The 21,348-nt window shown below is 67.7% G+C and carries 16 protein-coding genes; 6 read left to right on the forward strand and 10 right to left on the reverse strand.

The features are described from left to right. Nucleotides 1-52: 52 nt before the first annotated feature. A complete protein-coding gene (locus U858_RS0131280; protein WP_025141048.1) occupies nt 53-598 on the forward strand; it encodes a YqaA family protein in 546 nt (181 codons plus the stop codon). 132 nt (nt 599-730) lie between these two features. Then, nucleotides 731-4,693 (forward strand): FAD/FMN-binding oxidoreductase, encoded by a 3,963-nt coding sequence (locus U858_RS0131285; RefSeq protein WP_025141049.1) that lies wholly within the window; start codon nt 731-733, stop codon nt 4,691-4,693. 101 nt (nt 4,694-4,794) lie between these two features. Here U858_RS0131285 and U858_RS0131290 read toward each other — a convergent pair whose 3' ends face one another. After that, complete coding sequence (locus U858_RS0131290; protein WP_025141050.1) at nt 4,795-5,763, reverse strand: tripartite tricarboxylate transporter substrate binding protein; 969 nt, start codon at nt 5,761-5,763, stop codon at nt 4,795-4,797. 84 nt (nt 5,764-5,847) lie between these two features. Continuing rightward, the gene (locus U858_RS0131295; protein WP_025141051.1) at nt 5,848-6,567 is read right to left on the reverse strand and encodes a YggS family pyridoxal phosphate-dependent enzyme; all 720 of its coding nucleotides are present in this window, start codon (nt 6,565-6,567) and stop codon (nt 5,848-5,850) included. A 209-nt stretch (nt 6,568-6,776) separates the two neighbouring features. Between U858_RS0131295 and U858_RS0131300 the strand changes: the two genes are divergently transcribed. Both U858_RS0131300 and U858_RS0131305 read left to right on the forward strand, forming a co-directional pair. Continuing rightward, complete coding sequence (locus U858_RS0131300; RefSeq protein WP_025141052.1) at nt 6,777-8,018, forward strand: PLP-dependent aminotransferase family protein; 1,242 nt, start codon at nt 6,777-6,779, stop codon at nt 8,016-8,018. 127 nt (nt 8,019-8,145) lie between these two features. Then, nucleotides 8,146-9,162 (forward strand): amino acid ABC transporter substrate-binding protein, encoded by a 1,017-nt coding sequence (locus tag U858_RS0131305; protein ID WP_025141053.1) that lies wholly within the window; start codon nt 8,146-8,148, stop codon nt 9,160-9,162. 1 nt (nt 9,163) lies between these two features. On the opposite strand, the gene U858_RS0131310 is transcribed toward U858_RS0131305, so the two are convergent. The 8 genes from U858_RS0131310 to dprA form a co-directional block, all read right to left on the reverse strand. Beyond that, nucleotides 9,164-9,799 (reverse strand): hypothetical protein, encoded by a 636-nt coding sequence (locus U858_RS0131310; RefSeq protein ID WP_025141054.1) that lies wholly within the window; start codon nt 9,797-9,799, stop codon nt 9,164-9,166. A 64-nt stretch (nt 9,800-9,863) separates the two neighbouring features. Beyond that, nucleotides 9,864-10,445 (reverse strand): hypothetical protein, encoded by a 582-nt coding sequence (locus U858_RS0131315; RefSeq protein ID WP_029954606.1) that lies wholly within the window; start codon nt 10,443-10,445, stop codon nt 9,864-9,866. A 19-nt stretch (nt 10,446-10,464) separates the two neighbouring features. Further along, complete coding sequence (locus U858_RS34520) at nt 10,465-12,861, reverse strand: DUF6493 family protein (protein WP_157838885.1); 2,397 nt, start codon at nt 12,859-12,861, stop codon at nt 10,465-10,467. Between the two features lie 8 nt (nt 12,862-12,869). Next, on the reverse strand, nt 12,870-15,446 hold the full coding sequence (locus U858_RS0131325; RefSeq protein ID WP_025141057.1) for a DUF6493 family protein: 2,577 nt from the start codon (nt 15,444-15,446) through the stop codon (nt 12,870-12,872). Then, nucleotides 15,443-16,834: an SWIM zinc finger family protein gene (locus tag U858_RS0131330; protein WP_025141058.1), complete on the reverse strand. Its 1,392-nt coding sequence runs from the start codon at nt 16,832-16,834 to the stop codon at nt 15,443-15,445. Before U858_RS0131330 ends, U858_RS0131325 begins: the two co-directional genes overlap by 4 nt. A 58-nt stretch (nt 16,835-16,892) precedes the next feature. Next, a complete protein-coding gene (locus U858_RS0131335; protein ID WP_025141059.1) occupies nt 16,893-17,366 on the reverse strand; it encodes a membrane protein in 474 nt (157 codons plus the stop codon). Nucleotides 17,367-17,462: 96 nt separating this feature from the next. Continuing rightward, nucleotides 17,463-18,371 carry a hydroxymethylglutaryl-CoA lyase gene (locus U858_RS0131340; protein WP_025141060.1) on the reverse strand — a complete coding sequence of 303 codons (909 nt, stop codon included), beginning with the start codon at nt 18,369-18,371 and terminating at the stop codon, nt 17,463-17,465. 74 nt (nt 18,372-18,445) lie between these two features. Next, complete coding sequence (gene dprA, locus U858_RS0131345) at nt 18,446-19,561, reverse strand: DNA-processing protein DprA (RefSeq protein ID WP_025141061.1); 1,116 nt, start codon at nt 19,559-19,561, stop codon at nt 18,446-18,448. Nucleotides 19,562-19,810: 249 nt separating this feature from the next. On the opposite strand from dprA, the gene def reads away from it, so the two are divergent. Beyond that, entirely contained in the window at nt 19,811-20,323 is a 513-nt protein-coding gene (def, locus tag U858_RS0131350; protein WP_025141062.1) for a peptide deformylase, read from the forward strand. 31 nt (nt 20,324-20,354) lie between these two features. After that, nucleotides 20,355-21,296 (forward strand): methionyl-tRNA formyltransferase, encoded by a 942-nt coding sequence (fmt, locus tag U858_RS0131355; protein WP_025141063.1) that lies wholly within the window; start codon nt 20,355-20,357, stop codon nt 21,294-21,296. The last annotated feature ends 52 nt before the right edge of the window (nt 21,297-21,348 follow it).

Below are 21,348 nucleotides of genomic sequence, written 5' to 3' on the forward strand. Positions count from 1 at the left end.
GACCCGCTTGGCTGGTCGGCCAGGGCCGCGCCGCGGCTACACTCGTAGCCCTATGGAAGAAAGCCTCCTCTTTGCCGTTCACTGGCTGCTGGACCTGTTGGCCTTGCCCTCGGTGGGCCTGTCCGCCATTTTTGCCGTCTCGTTGATCTCGGCCACCTTGCTGCCGCTGGGGTCCGAACCGGCGGTGTTCGGCTACATCAAGCTGTCGCCGGATATGTTCTGGGCGGCGATCCTGGTGGCGACGGTGGGCAACACCATCGGCGGGGCGATCAGCTACGCGATGGGGTTGGGGGCTGAAAAGGCGGTCCACCGTTGGAAGGACAAACATCCGTCTGGAAAGGACCCCCACCCGAACGCCACCGCCGACGGCCGCATGCGTGGCCGCTGGAACGAACGGGCCCACGCCTGGATCCACCGCATGGGGCCGCCGGCCTTGCTGCTGTCGTGGCTGCCGGTGGTGGGCGACCCGCTGTGCGCCGTCGCCGGCTGGCTGCGGCTGCCGTTCTGGCCGTGCGTGGTCTATATGGCCATCGGCAAATTCCTGCGCTACCTGGCCATGACGGCCAGCCTCCTGTGGCTGTTCCCTGGCCAGGTCTAGTGCTGACGGCCGGCTTAATAAGGGACGTATTGCGTCGGAATATTCCTGTTTTCGAGCGCTTCCCAGGGGGTATTCGGGGGCAGTTCCGGCCAATGGCATAAAATAATTTTTTCAGGGCCCCCTCTTGCCGCCATGAACGCCCCACTCGCTAGCCACATCTTGAACGGGGCGATGCCGCCCGCCGCTCCCGCGCGACTGCGCGAAATCCCCTACAACTACACGTCGTTCTCCGACCGCGAGATTGTCGGCCGGCTGCTGGGCGATGACGCCTGGAGCCTCCTGGGCGACCTGCGCGGCGAGCGCCGCACGGGGCGTTCCGCGCGGATGCTGTACGAGGTGCTGGGCGATATCTGGGTGGTGCGCCGCAACCCCTACCTGCAAGACGACCTGCTCGACAATCCCAAGCGCCGCAAGCAGCTGATCGATGCACTGCACCATCGGCTGGGCGAAATCGACCGCCGTCGCGAACCCGGTGCGCCGGCCGAAGCCGGCCACGACCCGCATCGCGACGAGAAGGTCGTGGGCCTGTTGGGCCGGGCGCGTTCGGCCATTGCCGCGTTCGAAGGCGAGTTCGACCAGACCGCGATGCTGCGCAAGCAGGCGCAAAAGGTGCTGGGCCGCATCACGGCGCGCGACAACATCAAGTTCGACGGCCTGTCGCGGGTGTCGCACGTCACCGACGCCACCGACTGGCGCGTCGAATATCCGTTCGTGGTGCTCACGCCGGACACCGAAGACGAGATCGCCGCGCTGGTCACGGCCTGTATCGAACTGGGCCTGACCATCGTGCCGCGCGGCGGCGGCACCGGCTATACCGGCGGCGCGATTCCGCTGACCTGGAAGTCGGCGGTCATCAATACCGAAAAATTCGACAAGCTGGGCAAGGTCGAGTCCTGTATCTTGCCCGGGCTGACCGAGCCCGTGGCCGTCATCCATGCCGGCGCCGGCGTGGTCACCAAGCGCGTTTCCGAAGCCGCCGAAGCGGCCGGCTTCGTGTTCGCCGTGGATCCGACCTCGGCCGAGGCCTCGTGCGTGGGCGGCAACATCGCCATGAACGCCGGCGGCAAGAAGGCCGTGCTGTGGGGCACCGCGCTGGACAACCTGGCCTGGTGGCGCATGGTCGACCCGGACGGCAACTGGCTCGAAGTCACCCGCCTGGCGCACAACATGGGCAAGATCCACGACGTGGACATGGCCCGCTTCGAGCTCAAGTGGTTCGACGGCCGCGGCAAGCCGGGCGAGCGCCTGCTCAAGACCGAAACGCTGGAAATCGCCGGCCGCGTGTTCCGCAAGGAAGGCCTGGGCAAGGACGTCACCGACAAGTTCCTGGCCGGCCTGCCGGGCATCCAGAAAGAAGGCTGCGACGGTCTCATTACGTCGGCGCGCTGGGTGCTGCACCGCATGCCCAAGCACACCCGCACGGTCTGCATGGAATTCTTCGGCCAGGCGCGCGACGCCATCCCGTCGATCGTCGAGGTCAAGGGCTACCTGGACGGCGAAGGCCGTGCCCGCGGCGCCATCCTGGCCGGTCTTGAGCACCTGGACGAACGCTATCTGCGTGCGGTGGGCTACGCCACCAAGAGCAAGCGCGGTTCGCTGCCCAAGATGGTCCTGATCGGCGACATCGTCGGTGATGACGACGACGCCGTGGCGGCCGCCGCCAGCGAAGTGGTGCGCCTGGCCAACACGCGCCACGGCGAAGGCTTCGTGGCCGTCAGCGCCGAGGCCCGCAAGAAGTTCTGGCTGGACCGTTCGCGCACCGCCGCCATCGCTCGCCATACCAACGCCTTCAAGATCAACGAAGACGTCGTGATTCCGCTGCCCCGCATGGGCGAATACACGGATCACATCGAACGCATCAACATCGAACTGTCGACCCGCAACAAGCTGCGGCTGCTCGATGCGCTGGACGACTACCTCTGTACGCCGTTGCCGGTGGGCAAGGCGGAAGACGCGTCCGACGACGACGAAACCCGCGCCCAGGTACTGGCCGAGCGCACTCGCCAGGCGATTGACCTGCTGGCTGCCGCGCGCCAGCGCTGGCAGTGGCTGCTGGACAACCTGGACCTGCCGCTGGCGCAAGCCATGCCGCAGCTGGACGGCCTGGGCCTGTCGCCCGTGGCGGCTGCACTGGCCGAGCGCCTGGCGGCCCAGCCGCAGGCGCGTGTGTTCGACGTGGTGCAAGACCGCACGATCCGCGTGTCCTGGAAAACCGAAGTCCTGGCCGGCCTGCAGGCCGCGTTCTCGGGCGCGGCGCGCAAGCCCATCCTGGACGAACTCATCGCCATCCACGGCCGCGTGCTCAAGAGCCGCGTGTTCGTGGCGCTGCACATGCACGCGGGCGACGGCAACGTGCACACCAACATCCCGGTCAACTCCGACGACTACGGCATGCTGCAAGAAGCCCACCAGGCCGTCGAGCGCATCATGCAGATCGCGCGCGACCTGGACGGCGTGATCTCGGGCGAACACGGCATCGGCCTGACCAAGTACGAATTCCTGACCGAAGCCGAACTGAAGCCGTTCCAGGACTACAAGCGCCGCGTCGATCCCAACGGCCACTTCAACGCCGGCAAGCTGATGCCGGGCGCCGACCTGCGCCACGCCTGGACGCCCAGCTTCAACCTGATGGGCCACGAGTCGCTGATCATGCAGCAAAGCGACATCGGCGCGATCTCGGATTCCATCAAGGACTGCCTGCGCTGCGGCAAGTGCAAGCCGGTGTGCGCGACCCACGTGCCGCGCGCCAACCTGCTGTATTCGCCTCGCAACAAGATCCTGGCGACCTCGCTGCTGGTCGAGGCCTTCCTGTACGAAGAGCAGACCCGCCGCGGCGTCAGCCTGAAGCACTGGGAAGAATTCGAAGACGTGGCCGACCACTGCACGGTCTGCCACAAGTGCTACAACCCCTGTCCGGTCGACATCGACTTCGGCGACGTGTCGATGAACATGCGCGCCGTGCTGCGCCGCATGGGCCGCAAGTCGTTCAACCCCGGCACGGCCAGCGCCATGTTCTTCCTGAACGCCAAGGACCCGGCCACCATCAACGCCACCCGCAAGGCGATGGTGGGCGTGGGCTACAAGGTGCAGCGCGCCGCGCACGACCTGCTGTCGGGCCTGGTCAAGAAGCAGACGGCCGCGCCGCCCGCCACCGTGGGCAAGCCGCCGCTGCGCGAGCAGGTGGTGCACTTCGTCAACAAGAAGATGCCGGGCGGGCTGCCCAAGCAGGCCGCGCGCAAGCTGCTGGACATCGAAGACGCCAACTACGTGCCGATCATCCGCGACCCCAAGGCCACCACGGCCGACACGGAAGCGGTGTTCTACTTCCCGGGTTGCGGTTCCGAGCGCCTGTTCTCGCAGGTCGGCCTGGCCACCCAGGCCATGCTGTGGCATGCCGGCGTGCAGACCGTGCTGCCGCCGGGCTACCTGTGCTGCGGCTATCCCCAGCGCGGCAACGGCATGACCGACAAGGCCGAGCAGATCATCACCGACAACCGGGTGCTGTTCCACCGCGTCGCCAACACGCTGAACTACCTGGACATCAAGACCGTGGTGGTCAGCTGCGGCACCTGCTACGACCAGCTGTCGGGATATGAGTTCGACAAGATCTTCCCGGGCTGCCGCCTGATCGACATCCACGAGTACCTGCTTGAAAAGGGCATCAAGCTCGAAGGTGCCAAGGGCGTGCGCTACATGTATCACGACCCCTGCCACACGCCCATGAAGCTGCAGGACCCGATGAAGACGGTGCGTTCGCTGGTGGGCGACGGCGCCGTCAAGAGCGACCGCTGCTGCGGCGAATCGGGCACGCTGGCGGTCAGCCGGCCCGACATCTCCACGCAGGTGCGCTTTCGCAAGCAGGAAGAACTCTTGAAGGGCGATGCCGCGCTGCGCAGCGATGGTTTCACCGGCGACATCAAGGTGCTGACCTCGTGTCCGTCGTGCCTGCAGGGCCTGTCGCGCTACGAAGGCGATACCGGCATGGACGCCGACTACATCGTGGTCGAAATGGCGCGCCACATCCTGGGCGAAGGCTGGATGGAAGACTACGTGCGCCGCGCCAACGCGGGCGGTATCGAGCGCGTGCTGGTGTAATTCGCGCAATGCCTGCGCGCCACGGGGCGCGCACGGCACCTGCCAAAAGAAACGCGGCCCTCGGGCCGCGTTTTTTCATAGCCAGGCAGCGCCGGGGCTGCTTATTCCAGCTTGATGTTCGCCTTCTTGATCACGTCCGCCCAGGTGGTGCGTTCCTGTTCGGCGTAGGCCTTGAAGTCCTTGGCCGACAGCGGCATGGGGATCACGCCCATGTCCAGCATCTTCTGCGACACGGCCGGCGACTTCAGCGCGGCGTCCAGTTCGGCCGACAGCTTCTTGACGACGGGCTCGGGCAGGCCGCCGGGGGCGACCAGGCCTTGCCAGGCGTAGGCGGTGAAGTCGGGCACGCCCTGTTCGGCCATGGTGGGGGCGTCGGGCAGCACGGCCACGCGCTCGGGCGTGGCCGAGGCCAGCACGCGCAGCTTGCCGGCCTTGACGTTGGGCAGGCCCGCGGCCAGGTCGATGAACATCACGTCCACCTGTCCGCCCAGCAGGTCCTGGATGGCCGGGGCGGCGCCCTTGTAGGGCACGTGCAGCAGGTTGGCGCCCGTGCGCTGCTTGAACAGTTCCAGCGCCAGGTGATGCGGAGAGCCGGCGCCGGCCGAGGCGGCGGTCAGCTTGCCCGGCTCTTTCTTGGCGGCCTGGATCACGTCGTCCACCGTCTTGTACGGCGAATTGACGTTCACGGCCAAGAGCAGCGGGAACTTGGCGATGCCGCCGATGTACGTGAACTTGGACGGATCGTAGGACAGCTTGGCGTACAGCGACGGGTTGAAGGCCAGGGTGCCCGAGTCGGCCGTGCCGATCACGTAGCCGGTGGGTTCGGCCTGCGAAATGGCGGTGGCGCCGATGATGGTGGCCGCGCCGGGGCGGTTTTCGACCACGATGGTCTGGCCCAGCGGCTTTTCAATGCCGCTGGCCACCGTGCGCGCGACCACGTCGGCGCCGCCGCCGGCCGGGTAGGGCACGATCCAGCGGACGGGCTGGGCAGGCCAGGATTGGGCGGTGGCCGCGGTAGCGGCCAGCGACAGGGCGGCAAGCGCCAACAGGCGCCGTGCTTGCTTTTGCATGGGGTGTCTCCTCGTTTTTAGCGACGTCATTATGCCCCGCACTCGGGGCAATATGCGTCTGTTTCGAGGCCCGGAATCAGCGGCTTATTGCGGATCGGGGTAGCTGCGGGCGCCAAAAATGGCGGTGCCGATGCGGACCTCGGTGGAACCTTCTTCGATCGCCATCTCGAAATCGCCGCTCATGCCCATCGACAGCCTGTCCAGAGAGACGCCCTCGATGGCGTTCTGGCGCAATTGGTCGCGCAGTTCGCGCAGGGCTCGGAAGCAGGCGCGCACCTCGGCCGGATCGGGCGAATTGACCGCCATGGTCATCAGGCCCTGCACGCGCAGGGTCGGGAATTCGGTCGCGATGCGGCGCAGGAAGGCGGGCACCTCGGCGGCGTCCATGCCGAACTTGCTGGGCTCGGACGACGTCTTGACCTGCACCAGCACATCCAGGGTCCGGCCCTCATTGACCAGGCGGCGGTGCAGGGCCTCGGCCAGGTCCGCGCGGTCCAGCGACTGCAGCTCGGTGGCGTCGCGCGCCGCGTCCTTGGCCTTGTTGGTCTGCAAGTGGCCGATCAGCACCCACTGCACGCCCTGGCCCGCCAGCGCGGCGGCCTTCTGGCGCAGTTCCTGCGTCTTGTTTTCGCCAAAACGGGTCAGGCCCAGCGCCATGGCTTCGCGCACGGCGTCCACCTCGAACGTCTTGCTGACCGGCAGCAGCGTCACGCTGTCCGGCGCGCGGCCGGCGCGTTCGCAGGCCTGGGCAATGCGTTGCTGGATGCGGGCAAGGCGCCCGGCCAGGGTGTCGACAGCGGTCATGCAGTTCTCTTGGGGTCGGAATGTCCCATAGTGTAGGACCTGGGCAGTCGGTTTCACCACAGTCGGCCTTCTAGGACCGCATCTTCGTTGACCCTGTTTGATCGGCAGGCTTAGAATTTGTGGATATTTGTTTAGATTTCAATGTTTTAAAACCCCGGCGTGGTCTTGAAGGGCTGCGCGGTCCTTCCCTTTTCCTTATCCCCTCCGCCATGTCCAGTGTCGCGCCCGACTACGCTTTCGCCACGCCTTTCCTGAATCCCCCCGCATCCCCGATCCGCTCGCTCATGCCGTACGCGATGCGTCCCGGCACCATTTCGCTGGCGGGCGGCTATCCCGCCCAGGAACTGTTCGACGTGGACGGCCTGTCGATCGCCTCCACCCAGGTCATGGCGCGCCTGGGCGCCTGCCTGCAGTACTCCAACATCGACGGCCAGGCCAGCCTGCGCAACGAACTGGCGCGCCTGTCGGCGGTGCGTGGCCTGCATTGCAACCCGGATACCGAACTGGCCGTCACCGGCGGCTCGCAGCAAGCCATGGCGCTGTTGACCCGCGTGATGCTGCAACCCGGCGACCACGCCATCATCGAATCGCCCGCCTTCCCCAATTCCGTGCAGGCGCTGCGCTATACCGGCGCCACGGTGCACACGGTGCCGTCGGGCCCCGACGGCATCGACATCGACGCGCTCGACGAACTGGCCGCGCGCATCAAGCCCAAGATGGTCTGCGTGGTGGCGTCGTTCTCGAACCCCTGCGGCGCCACCATCTCGCGTCAGCGCCGCCTGCGCTTGCTGGAACTGGCCGTCAAGCACCGCTTCCTGATCGTCGAAGACGACCCCTACAGCGAACTGCGCTTTGCCGGCGAAGCCGTGCCGCCCATCATGGCGCTGGCCGAAGGCGAGGCCCGTCACTGGGCCGTGTACCTGGCCAGCATGTCCAAGACCATGGCGCCCGCCCTGCGTATCGGCTGGCTGGTCGCGCCGCCCGAAATCCGCCGCCGCTGCGTCGGCGCCAAGGCTGCCGACGACATGGCCTCGTCCGCCTGGATCCAGGAAGTCGTGGCCCAGTACCTGGCCAACGGCCGCTACGAAGAACACGTGCCGCGCATCCGCGCGGCCTACGGCCAGCGCTGCGATGCCATGGCCGACGCGCTCACGCGTGAATTGAACGGCCGCATCGTCTTTCGCAAGCCCGAGGGCGGCATGTTCTTCTGGGCGCGCCTGACCGGCGAGGTCGACGCCACCCGCCTGTTGCCCTACGCGATCGAACACGAAGTGGTCTATGTGCCCGGCAAGGCGTTCTACGCCGATGCGGCGCAGGCCGACGTGCATGCCATGCGCATGTCGTTCGCTACCATGAACGAAAGCCAGATCGCGCTGGGCATGCAACGCCTGAGCCGTGCGCTGGACGCTTGCGAGGCCAATCAACCCGTATCCATCTCGCTGGCAGCCTGATATACCTAAATAAGCGCTTGTTATTTGGCGCGGGCGCTTCATGTCTATAAGCTTCTCGCCTTGGCGCGCTTGCGCGCCCCGCTACAACAGGGCGCTGGCGCGTCCCGGTACAACAGGAATCCAGGTCATGAATATTGCTAAAGGGTTGGTGGGCGCGGCGCTGCTGTTGGCAGCGGTACAGGGTGCACAGGCGGCGACGCTGGACGTCGTGCGCCAGCGCGGGGCGGTAGCCTGCGGCACCACCACGGGTTTTGCGGGCTTTTCCGCACCCGACGCGCAAGGCAAATGGCAAGGGTTGGACGTAGATCTGTGCCGGGCCATCGCCGCGGCCGTGTTCGGCGACGCCGACAAGATCAAGGTCGTGCCGCTCAATTCGCAACAGCGCTTCACCGCGCTGCAATCCGGCGAAGTCGATGTCCTGACGCGCAACACCACCGTGACGCAGCAGCGCGACACCGCGCTGGGCATCATCCATGCCGGCATCAATTTCTATGACGGCCAGGGCTTCCTGGTGCCCAAGTCGCTGGGCGTCAAGAGCGCCAAGGAAATCAACGGCGCCACGATCTGCCTGCAGACCGGCACGTCCAACGAAAACACGCTGGCCGACTGGGCGCGCGCCAACAACGTGACGTACAAGCCGGTCGTGATCGAGACCTTCAACGAAGTGGTCAACGCGTTTGCGGCCGGTCGTTGCGACGTGTTCTCCACCGACGCCTCGGGCCTGGCTTCCATCCGCATTTCCAAGCTGCAGAATCCCGACGATTACGTCGTGCTGCCCGAGATCATCTCGAAAGAGCCGCTGGGCCCGTTCGTGCGCCAGGGCGACGACGCCTGGCTGAACATCGTGCGCTGGTCGCTGTCGGCCATGATCGAAGCCGAGGAATACGGCGTCACGTCCAAGAACGTCGACGAACAGGCCAAGAGCGCCAACCCCAACATCAAGCGCATCCTGGGCGTTACGCCCGGCGGCGGCGCCAACCTGGGGCTGGACGAAAAGTGGGCCTACAACATCGTCAAGCAGGTAGGCAATTACGGCGAGAGCTTCGAGCGCAACGTCGGCCAGGGCAGCCCGCTCAAGATCAAGCGCGGCCTGAATGCGCAATGGACGCAGGGCGGCCTGATGTACGCGCTGCCGATCCGCTGATCTAGTAAATCCCGTAGGGAACCTCGACCGCCAAGGGCTTGCCGCCCTGGGCGGGCCGCAGGGCGTAGGTGTGCACCACGCCGTCGTCGCTGGCAAGCGGCTCTTCCTTGCGCTCTACGGTGTAACGCTTGCCGTCCAGTTGCAGCGTATTCGGCGCGACGGCCTGGGCCTGGGCGGGCAGCAGCAGGCCGCCCAGTTCGTCGGCCATGTCCGAGAATTCGTGATCGACCAGTGCGCCTTCCGCGCGCAGCAGCTGCACGTGTGGCCGATACGGCGCGGCGTCCAGGTTCCAGCCGTTCACCAGATCGGTGATCCACGGGCCCGGAATGTTGTAGGTGGTGTCCAGCTCGGCCTCGCTGATCTCAGGCCCGACCACGATCAGGCAGCACACGGTCTTGCCGACCTTGGGGTCGTAGGCTGCCCATCGGCTGCCCGCGGCCGCCACGCCGGGCAGCATCGAGTAGCGGTATTGCTGATTGAGCTGGGCATCGGACACCTTGCGCCACGCCCCGACGACGGGCGGCTGCGATGGGGTGGATTCCGACGCGGGTGCTTGCGCGGGCGGTTGCGCCTGGCAGGCCAGCGTCATCGCGATGCCTGCGACCAGGGTGGCGGTCTTGAGCGGTAAACGGATCATGTCCTGTCCTGGGTGCCTGGATGTGATGGATGACGTCAGGGATCGGCCAGCGTGCGGCGGCGTTTTACCCCGGCAGCTTGCCTGGCTTGCGCGTTGCGCGTTCGGCCAGCCGCTGCGCCATGTCCTGCTGGCGCTGCATCAGGTCGGCGATCTGCTCGGCATAGAGATCGGTAAAGTCGCCGTCCAGCGGCTGCGGATCGGTCAAGTCATCGATCACCACCACGGATCCTGCCTGATCCACGCCCCAGATCCGGCCGCCATCGCCCACGATTTTCAGCAGGGGCAGGACGCCGGGCAGACCGGCCTCAGCCAGCCGGCGCTGTTGCGCCGAGATGCTGGCCCATTCGGGCAAGTCCGGGGTATCGATGCCCAACAGCACCAGGCCGCGCCAGAACGTCCAGGCGGGGCCGACCTCGAACTCTTTTGCATGCGGCCAGACAGCTTCGCGCGCCATCACGCACAAGCCGTTGGTGCGCTGGCAGAAGGCGGCAAACGCTGCCGGCAGCGCAAAGCCCACCGCGGCTTCAAGCTCCCCGATCGCTTCTGCGTCGGGGGCGGGCGCGGCGACGACCTCGAAGAACTCGGTGTCCACGGGCTCCAGGATTTCCCACATGCGTTGGTGAAACTGTTCGGCGGTCAGGGTCATGCAAGTTTCCTTAATCGATTTACAACGCCAGCAGCGCCTTGGCGGCTTTGGCGGCGGCGGACGTGCCAGTAAAGCCCGCCAGCCAGCCGCGCAGGTCCGCGGCCTGGACGGATTGCGCGTGGCGCAGCGACTCATCCAGCAGCACGGTAAGCAAGGCGCCAATACCGCGCGTCTTGGGGTCCAGGCGTGGCAGCAGACCGCCCAGCACGGCGATGACGGCTGCAGGCGCCATTGTCGCCGCGTCGGTGAAGGACGCTGCCCAGCGGGTCAGGACGATCGCGGGCACGCAGGCGGCGTAGGCCTGCGCGGCAGCGGTTGCGTCCACGCGGTGCGGAATCGCGGCGGCAAACGCTTCCACGGCCTGCGCGCGTACCTCGGCCTGCTTGGCCGCCATGCCCAGGGCAAGCAGCTGGACGGTTTCCGCGTGCCACGCGCCCGGATGCCCGGCAAGCACGCGCAGCACGGCGGCGGCGCGATGCTCGGCTTCGTCGCCTGCCGCCGTGTTCATGATCGCCATGCTGGCCGCGGCCAGCGGCAAGGTCGACGCGGGGTTGGCCAGGCCGAGTTCGGCGCAGACCAGCGCATGGGCGTCGCCCCAGTCGCTGTATTGCAGCGGACCCGACGCAATCAGCGCCGGTTGCGTGGCCGAAGGCGCTTCGTCGGGCGCGGCATGGATCACGGGACTCCACCACACCCACTGCGGCGAGCCGTCGGCCTTCAAGGTGCTCGATCCGCGGCTGCGCCATTCGATCCGCACGGTGTCGGTGATCTGCGGCCACGCGCCGCCGGTGGCCGCGACCACGCGTGCCCGATGCTCGGGATGCACGCGCAGCAAGGCCTGGGTGAGATCCACCGGTAATGGGGCGCCGCCTTCCCGGCCCGCCTCGAAGCGGGCCAGCAGGGTATCGGCATCGATCCAGCCTAGCGTGTCGGTGGGCGTGGCGAGCAGCGGGCGGCGCGGCGCCTGGCCCTGCACGATCGCGGCCACCTCGCGCAGGCGGGTGATGAAGCTGGGCAGCAGGGTGGATTGCTCGGCGCTCGGCAGCGCCTGGCGTTTGCCCTCGCGTTCTTGCACCCACTCACCGTTGACCAGGCTGGTGGAGGTGTTCTGCCAATACTGCTGCGGCAGGAATGGGAACTTAGGGTCATGCGCCGCCAGCAGCAGTGCGGCCGCGTAGTGCTGTCTGTCGCGCTCGGCCAGGCGGCGGGCGCGCTTGGCCAAGGGCGCGATCGCGGCAGCCACCTGCCCGGACGTTGCCAGCCATGCCAGTGCCAGCTCGAATTCCAGGGCGTCGGCGGGCGCCTCCAGCAGCGCGGCATAGCGTTCCTGGGCGTCGTCGTCCGTCCAGGGATTCAGGGGCGCGGGTGATGGCAAATCGGATGGCGTGCCCGACAGGCCTGGGGCGCTGGCGCTTGCTGCAAGACCTTTGTCCACCGTTTCTTCGGTCTCGGCAGCCTCGGCTTGCGGCAGCAGGACGGCCACCGCCGGCGCCAGGGTGTCGCGCTGCTGTTGCGCCAGATCCACCCGGCCCATCTTCACCAGCGCCTTCACCGCCGCCCGTTGCACGTCGGCATGCGGATGCCCCAACCCCAGGGCCAGCGCCTGCGCCAGGGCCTGCGAATCGCCCCGTGCCTGTGCGCCCAGGGCTTCCAGGATGCGCAGCACCGACAGCGCCGCGGCCTTCGGCCCCGAGAATGCGCCGCCGCAAGCGTCCACGAAAGGCGTGGCGTCGAGCAGGTCGTGCTTGTGCAGCGTCTCGAACTGCTTCACTGCCAGCGACACGGTGGCGGTGATCGACGAGCCCAGGCACAGCCGCAACAGTTGCTGGTCGGCCGCCGCCTCGTCGGGCGTGGGGGCCAGCGTGGCATAGACCCGCGAATACCAGCCGGCGCGATAGGCGGAGAAATCCCGGTTCAGCGCTTCAAGGCAACTGCGCAGCACCCGGCGCCGGTCCAGCGTGCCTTCGTGGGTCAGCAGCACGACCGTGTTGTGCCAGTTCAATTCCTCGCGCGAGAACTTGTCGATGTTCGCCAGCGAGATCTCGCCGCCGCCTTCCACCTCGAAGACGCGCCAGAACACGTTGTCGCGCAGCGCGTGGTCGTGGCGCAGCATGAACAGGCGCACTTCCTGCTCGTGGCGTCCGCCCAGCCCGCCGACCAGGGCCAGCACGTAGTCATCCGTCGGGTCGACCTGCAGGCCGTTGAACAGTTCGTTCAGGCGGATCGGCAGGAAATTCGGGCGCTGGGACCAGCTTTGCGTCATTTCACGCAGCCGCTTGGGCGACGCGTCCACTGTGCGCATATCGTCCGACTGCACCTGTAGCAGGGCGTCGTACAGGGTGCGCAGGGTCGCGCCATCTTCAATCAGCCGCGCCGTGTCGCGGTAGTAGTCCCAGAGATTCTTGTAAGCCGTCATGCGTTTGGTCATCCCTCTTGAGTCAGCCGTGCGGCGGCTGCGGCGGTTTCGGACAACGGCGTTGCCCGCGATGCGACGGCTTCCAGGCTGCGCAAGGTCACTGCCATCACGGACGCACCCTTGCGCCGTGCGGCCAGCGCGTCGGGCAGTGCCACCGGCATGCCATAGTCATTGGACAGGCGGGCAACAAGTTCGATGAGCTTGACCGCCTGGGCCAGCGGCTTGCCTTGGGCGTCGAGCAGATGCGGCAGCAGCGCCGCCAGCGTTTGCAGTACGCGGCAACCGGCTAGCGCGCTGATGGACGCGGCGTCGGCCAGCGTCTGCGCGAGCCGTCCGGCCAAGGCGAAGCCCTGCGTCAGATGCGCCGCGATCTGCGCGGCGAACGGCGCGGGGTCGAGCAGGCCGGCGTCGGCCAGGCGAGCGATCGCCTCGGCGGCCTGGGCGCGTTGCTCGGCCATCTTCGCCGATGCCGCCAGGGCCAAGGCCGAGTACACGGGTGCACCGGGCACCTGCCGGGACGCGCCCAGTGCCGTCAGCAACGGTGCAAGGCCGCGCACGTTGATGACCTGCACCGCCGCGCACAGCATCGGATGGAAATGCGCGGCCAGCGTGTCAGGGTTGAACCGCAGCAGCCAGGCCGTCCATTGCACGACCTGGTCGTAGCCGTCCTGCTGTCGGGCCTCCTGGACGCGGAAGGTGAATTCGGCCGGTACGTCGGCGACATCCAGGGCCGGCGAGGCGGACGCGTGGGTCACTGCGGCGGTGTCCGTCGGCATCCAGAACGGCTTGGGACCCTCTCCCAACACCTCCAGGTCGCGCGAGAAAGTACCTTCTCCCGGCGTGGCAACCATTCGCTGCCAGGCGAAGCGATGCGCCGGAACGGGTGTCGGGGCGACGAAGGGTTCACCCCGTGCCCGACTCGACCGCAGGTCGTGGAAAGCCCCCGCCAGCAGGGCCAGCGGCGAATGCGTCGGAAGGTATTGGTAGCCCGAGCGCGAGGTCCAGGTTTCGTTGACCGTCCAATCTCCGGTCTCGACGTCGTAGCCGCTGCTGGTGAAGGTGTTTTCCTGCAACACCACGCCCACGGGGTCCGGCTTGCCTGCGCTGGCCACGACATACCGGGCATAGCCATTGAAACTGAGGTCGTCCCGGCCCAGCAGCGCGGCGGCCAGAAGGCGCCGCGGCGAGGCATTGTGTTCATCCCATACCGACGCGATGATCTCGGCCGCGCGATGTTGCAGCGCCTCAGGCAGCGCAATCTGCGGACGGCGGGCCAGGTAGTCGAAGAGGCGCGGTAACTCGGCGCCGTGTCCGACGCCCTCGAACTGCGCCCCGATCAAGGCGTGCAGTGCCTCGTCGTCGCTGATGTCGGGCGCAGGCTCGGGAAGGTCCGGCAGCGACGTGCTGCGCGGTGCCGGTATCGTGATTGTGCGGCTGACGTCGTCCTCTTTCGTGCGAGCCCCGCCCTCTGCATCGGCGGGTTGCATCTCGTGTGTCGCAACCATGAGCTTGCGCGCCAGCGGCGCCAGGTCCAACGGCATGCCTTCCAGCGCTTCGCCGACCCTCTGCGAGATGCGATCGCCTTGCCCGGCATCCGTCTTGAGCGCGGCAAGCAGCGCGAGCTGGGCCTTGACCAGCTTCTTCTCCGTACGGGTCAGGACGGCGGGCGCGGCCTCGATCATCGCGTCCACGTCCAGTTGTGCGGCGGCGCGCTTGAGCATGTCCTGGGCCAGGCCTACCGCCGTGCTGGGAGCCGTGGCGAGCACCGAGAAATACGTGTGTTGCCTGGCCGCGACTTCGTGCGCGGACGGATCGGCCAATCGATGCACGCGCAAATACCAGGCAATGACTTTCGCCGAGAAGTCTCGCAGCAGGGCGTCCAATGACTCGGCCAGCAGGCGTTCCCGGAACACCGGGCTGGCCTGGCATAGCGTCAGGATGGCGGCGTCCCAGGCAAGGCCGGTACGCTCGATGAGCTGGTAATCGGCGCCCATTCCGTCGACGCGGAACAAGGCCCAGAACTCGCGTTCGACCCAATCGGGGTGCGCCTGCAGATGCGCGGCCATGAGCTTGCCATGGTCTTCGTCCCGTTGCCCGTCCGCGCCGATGGCGCTGACCTGCTGTACGAAGCACCGAAGATAGGCTTGGGACAGCGGCGCCTGGTCATCCAGTCGTACCAGCGCGCGGCATACGGGCCAGACCAGAGGTTCGGCCCACCAGGATTGTTCCGCAAACAGCTCGACGAATGCGGCCCGCCACGATGCATCCCGTTCGCTTGCCGCGGCGATGACGGCGGGCGCCATCACGGCATGGCGTGCGGCATAGTCTTGCTTGCGCGTCATATCCGCCGGCGCCAGGGTCTCGGCCACGAGCTTGGGCTTGCCCAGCGCGGTCAAGACGAAACACGCCCTGGGCGTTGGCCCCTCGGCGGTGAACAGGCGCGATGGCGGCAAGGTCTTGGCCAGCGCGGCGCGGTCTTCTTCGTTCGCGCCGGCCAGCGCGCGGGCAATGGCGGTGACGTCCGTCGCGTCGTCGCCAGCGGCCTCGCGCAGCGCCGCGCGGCGTTCGGTCAGGCTCAGGGTCATGCGTCGGCTCCAGGCGCGTTCAGCGGATCGAGAAACATGCGCACGGCCAGCGTGTGCTTGCAGGGGCCGCGCGCGCCTTGGTATTTGGCGTTCCACGGGCAGGTGCAGCGATCGTGCGACGGTTCGACGCCCAGCGCCACGCGGTAGCGCTGCGGCCCCGACTGCACCGTATACCGCCCCTCGCCCTCGGGCAGCACCGCGCCGTCCGCCAACAGCTTGCGTGCGTCGGCCAGCCGCGGATGCAGCGCATCGAGCAGCCCCGCCTGCACCGGCAGCGGACGATGGAAATACGCGCCCGCCGCCAGATCGAAGCCCACCTGGCCGGACGACGCCAGCACGCCCAGCGCAGACGCGATCTGCGCCTGCGGCAGCAGCGCCCGCGCGGCCAATTGGGCAATATCGATGCGGGGTTCGAAGGCCAGCAGCGTCGAGACGAATGCCGCGTCCTCGTTTGCATCGCCGCCTGCGATCAGATGCAGCACCGAACCCTCGCCCGAGAAGCCGCGAGATTTCTCCGGGCTCAGGCCCAACGTGACTCGCGCGCCGGGCAGTTCCAGCACCCAGGCGCTGGCCTGGGGTTGGCCACCCGCCTCTGCATCCGCGCCGTAGGCGCGCAGCGCCGTGGCGTAGCGCAGCAGGGGTTCCAGCACACGCAGCCGCTCCGGTCCCGCCACGCACACCGCGCCTGGCGTCGCCTGCGTGGCCAGCCGCAGCGAGCGGGCGGCCTGGGTGGCCCACATCACCGTCTTGGTCGCCGATGAGCGCGGCAGCGCCTGCACGAACTGGCGCAGTGCGGCGCCGGTGAGCTCGTGACGCGCCGTCATGCCCGCCGACAGCATCTGCGTTTCGGCAAACCCCTTGAGCCAGCGCGTGGGCAGTGGGACTTTCTCTTCGACGATCTCGCCCGCTGGCGTCGCCACCCGCAGCGCATCGTTGCCCACGTTCAGGTGCAGCGGTTCGGACGCGCGCAGCCCGGCCAGCGCCTGGCGCAGCGGGGGGTTCACATCTACGTTGGTGACGCCGGCCGCCGAATGCGTGGCGTCCAGCGCCGCCGCGTCCACGTCCAGGCGCGCATACACGCCGCAGCACACGCTGAAGGACTCGAAGCGCAGTCCCTCGGGCGTGGACGTCACGACCGGGTCCGCCGCCCGCAGCACCGCCGCCAGCGTGTTCGGCGGCACATAGAAGCGCGTGCGCGCCACCCGTGCCAGCATCAGCAGCGCTTGCGCCACCACGGCGGGCTGGGCCACGAATCCGGAAAAGAAGAAGGGATGCGCCACCGCGCCCGTCGGGGCAAGCCCGCCGCTGGTGGCCAGGCTCAGGTCGGCCTGGCCCTGCCGTTGGGCGAATTCGGAGGGGGCAAGATAGGCATAGGCCAGCTCCGTCATGCGTCAGGGCTCCTGGGTAGAGGCGCGACGAGCCTCTGCCGTCGCGAGGGCTTGCGGCTCAACTGCGCCGGTACAGTTCGGCAATTTTGGTGAATGCGTTGCGCAGTTCGCGTGTGCCGCCCTGGAAGATCACGGGTCGTCCGCTATGCGTGAACACCACCAGCCGCTTGGAAAACAGCATCGGCACGAACCGCGCGCCGCGCACGTCTTCCCAGGCGACCTCGCGGCGCGCGAACCAGCTTTGGCGCAGGCCGCGTTCGTCGATGGTGGTGATGGATGTCTGCATGTGCCAGGAGATGAACAACAGGCCGATGAAGCACACTCCCACGCCCACAGCCAGCGCAGCGTCGAATGGCTGCGCGGGGGCGCGGATGGCGGTCGTGACGACCTGCACGCCCAGCACGGCCAGGATGACCCAGGTCAGGATGCGGACCCAGTCCGGCCATGCCTGCCCCGAGAGGGGCAGGGGGCCGATGGCGCGCAGCAGGGCGGCAAGTTCCTCGGGCGGAGGGGCGGAGACGGGGGACGTCATGCGGCTGCGGAATTCCGATAGCGTTGCGAGAAGATGCGCGCCAGGCGGTCCTGGCGCTCACGCGAAACGCGCGCAGCCATTCTACGAGGTTTCGCGTCAGGCGGCCCGCTTGGCGGCAATGGCGTTGCCGGCCCGGCTGGAGCCCTTGCGGTTCAGGTTGGCCGACATCCATTGGCCGATGTCGACCACGGCGTCGAAGTCCACGCCCGTGTCGATATCCAGGCCACGCAGCATGTACAGCACGTCTTCGGTGGCCACGTTGCCGGTGGCGCCCTTGGCATAGGGGCAGCCGCCCAGGCCCGCCACCGATGCATGGAAGATCGAGATGCCGGTTTCCAGCGATGCCAGGATGTTGGCCAATGCCTGGCCGTAGGTGTCGTGGAAATGGCCCGACACACGCGCCGGGTCCACCACGCGGGTGACCGCCGCCATCACGTCGCGCACGCGTTGCGGCGTGCCGACGCCGATGGTGTCGGCGACGTCGATTTCATCGACCTGCATGGCCAGGTAGCGCTGGGCCACGTCGACCACCGCGTCGATCGGCACTTCGCCCTGGTAGGGACAGCCCAGCGCGCAGCTGATGCTGCCGCGCACGCGGATGCCGGCTTCGCGGGCGGCTTGCACCACGGGCTCGAAGCGCGCGATGGATTCGGCGATGGAGCAATTGATGTTCTTTTGCGAGAAGGCTTCGCTCGCCGCGCCGAAAATGACGATCTCGTCCGCGCCGGCCGCCAGCGCGCCTTCGAAGCCCTTCATGTTGGGCGTCAGCACCGAATAGATGGTGCCGGGGCGGCGCTCGATGCGCGCCATGACGTCGGCGCCGTCGGCCATTTGCGGCACCCACTTGGGCGACACGAACGAGGCCGCCTCGACATTGGGAAAGCCGGCCGCGGCCAGGCGGTTGACCAGTTCCACCTTGATGTCGGTGGACACGAATTCTTTTTCATTCTGCAGGCCGTCGCGGGGGGAAACCTCGACGATCTTGACGCGGGAGGGCAAAGCCATGTCTCTTCCTGTATCGGTATCGGGCGGCGGCCGCGGCAACTCGACGGCGCCATCGTCAATATTAGCGCCAACGCCTATTTCAGGCGCTGGAAGCGGCCATCGTCCAGGCGCGCCACGCGGGCGGCCAGTTCCAGTTCCAGCAATTGCGCCTGCAGCGTGGGCGTATCCAGGCCGCAGCGCGCCTGGATGGCATCCAGGTGCAGGGGGTCGAACCCCAGGGCGTCGAGCACGGGGTGGTCGGGCAAGGCGGCGGGCGCCCGCGCCTTGGCGCGCGTCGTGCCGGCTATGGGCCCGCCGCCCAGTTCGTCGGTGATGTCGGCGGCAGTCTCCACCAGCTTGGCGCCCTGGCGGATCAGGGCATGGCAGCCCCGCGACAGCGGCGAATGGATGGAACCCGGAATGGCGAAGACCTCACGCCCGCTTTCGCCGGCCAATCGCGCCGTGATGAGGGACCCGCTTTGCTTGGCGGCCTCGACCACCAGCACGCCGCGCGCCAGCCCCGCCACGATGCGGTTGCGCTTGGGAAAGTGCTGCGGCAGGGCGCCTGTGCCCAGCGGCAGTTCGGACACCAGTGCGCCGTGGGCCGCAATGCGGTGCGCCAGGTCACGATGCTTGGCGGGATAGATGCGGTCGATGCCGGTGCCCATCACTGCGACCGTGCCTGCGCCGCCCGGGCCGGCATCCAGCGCGCCTTCGTGAGCCGCCGCGTCGATGCCCAATGCCAGCCCGCTGACGACCCGCCAGCCGTTGCCCGCCAGGTGGCGAGCGAAGGCGCGGGCATTTTCCTGGCCGCCCGGCGTGGCGTTGCGCGCGCCCACCACGGCCAGCGCCTGGCCTTGCAGATAGCCCGGATCGCCGGTCACGTAGAGCAGGATGGGCGGGTCGGCGATGGTGAGCAGGCTTTGCGGATAGGCGGGGTCGGCCAGGGTCAGGATGTGGTGATCGGGGGCGTCGACCCATTGCAGGGCGCTGTCGACCTGCGCGGCCATGTCGGCGGGCATGGGGGCGGCCAGCTGGCGCGCCAGCGCGTCGGGCACCTGGCGCATCAGGGCGCTGGCCCGCTGCGCATAGATCTGTTCCGGCAGGCCCAGCGCGCCCAGCAAGGTACAGGCCGTGGCGGAGCCGACCCCGGGTTCCAGGGACAGGCGCAGCCAGGCGGACAATTCGGCAACAGTGTGGGTCAGCGGCATGAAAACGAGCGCCGGCGGGCCGGCAGGGACGGTGGGCAGGGGGCGGGGCGCGCAGCGCCGGTCGTCCGAGAGTGTCGCACGGCCACGGCACAGGCCAGGACAGGGGCGGATCGATTCGTCCCGCATCGGTGCGCGAAAACGGGGGCAGGTTGATCCGTGCAATCTTCCGTTTAGCCGAAAACTATTAGAAATCAAGACTCTAATGAATTAAACTCTTATCCAGGCACTTATTACTGACGACCCCTTTCAATGGCTTTACTTCCTATTCTTCGCTACCCGGATCCGCGCTTGCACAAAGTGGCCAAGCCGGTCGCCGAGGTCGATGACCGCATCCGTCAACTGGTGCGCGACATGGCCGACACCATGTACGACGCGCCGGGGGTGGGCCTGGCCGCAACCCAAGTCGACGTGCACGAGCGCGTGGTCGTCATCGACGTGTCTGAAGAAGGCAACCAGCTGCTGGTGCTGATCAACCCCGAGATCACCTGGCACAGCGACGACCACAAGATCTACGAAGAAGGCTGCCTGTCCGTGCCCGGCGTGTACGACGAAGTCGAGCGCGCCTCGCGCATTCGCTGCAAGGCGCTGGATATCGATGGCAAGCCGTTCGAGTTCGACGCCGACGGCCTCCTGGCGGTGTGCGTGCAGCACGAACTGGATCACCTTGAAGGCAAGGTGTTCGTCGAGTACCTGTCTTCGCTGAAGCAGAACCGCATCAAGACCAAGCTGAAAAAGGCCGAGCGCGAAGCGCTGCGCGCCTGATGCCCGTTTCCTTTCTTCTGGTCAGACCCCCATGCGCCTAGTTTTCGCCGGCACGCCGGAATTCGCCCGTATCGCCTTCGACGCCTTGCGGGCGGCGGGCCACGATATTCCCCTGGTCATGACGCAGCCCGACCGTCCCGCGGGGCGGGGGCTCAAGCTCACGCCCAGCCCGGTCAAGCAGGCCGCGCTGGATGCCGGCATTGACGTCGCCCAGCCGCGCAGCCTGCGCCTGGACGGTCGCTATCCCGACGAGGCTGCCCAGGCTCGCGAACTGCTCGAACGCGTGGCGCCCGACGTCATGGTGGTGGCGGCGTACGGCCTGATCCTGCCGCAATGGGTGCTGGACCTGCCGCGCCTGGGCTGCCTGAACATCCACGCCAGCCTGTTGCCGCGCTGGCGCGGCGCCGCGCCCATCCAGCGCGCCATCGAGGCGGGCGATGCCCGTACCGGCGTCACGATCATGCAGATGGATGCGGGCCTGGATACGGGCGACATGCTGCTGGAACGCGTGGTGCCCATTCATAACGACACCACGGCGGCGCAATTGCACGATGCCTTGGCCGTGGCCGGCGGCGAGGCCATCGTCGCCACGCTGGCCGCGCTGGAACAGGGTGGCCTGACGCCGGTTCGCCAGCCCGAGGACGGCGTGACCTACGCCGCCAAGCTGGACAAGGCCGAGGCGGCGCTCGATTGCAGCCAGCCTGCCGCCTTGTTGGCGCGCCGCGTGCGCGCGTTCAATCCCGTGCCAGGCGCCAGCATCCGCTTGCCCGGCCTGGATGACCCGGTGAAGGTGTGGCGCGCCCAGGCGCTGGACCAGGCCGCCACGGCCGCGCCGGGCAGTGTGCTGCGTGCGGATGCCCAGGGCATCGATATCGCGACTGGCGACGGCGTACTGCGCTTGCTGGAATTGCAGAAGGCCGGCGGCAAGCGTCAGCCCGTGGACGTGTTCGTGCGGGGCTGGCAGCCGGCCTGAGGAGGCTTGCGGGACCCGCAGCGCCGCGCGCCGCCGGTCCCCAGCACGTGTC

The organism is Achromobacter sp. DH1f (assembly GCF_000633435.1).
GTDB classification, from domain to species: domain Bacteria; phylum Pseudomonadota; class Gammaproteobacteria; order Burkholderiales; family Burkholderiaceae_B; genus Achromobacter; species Achromobacter deleyi.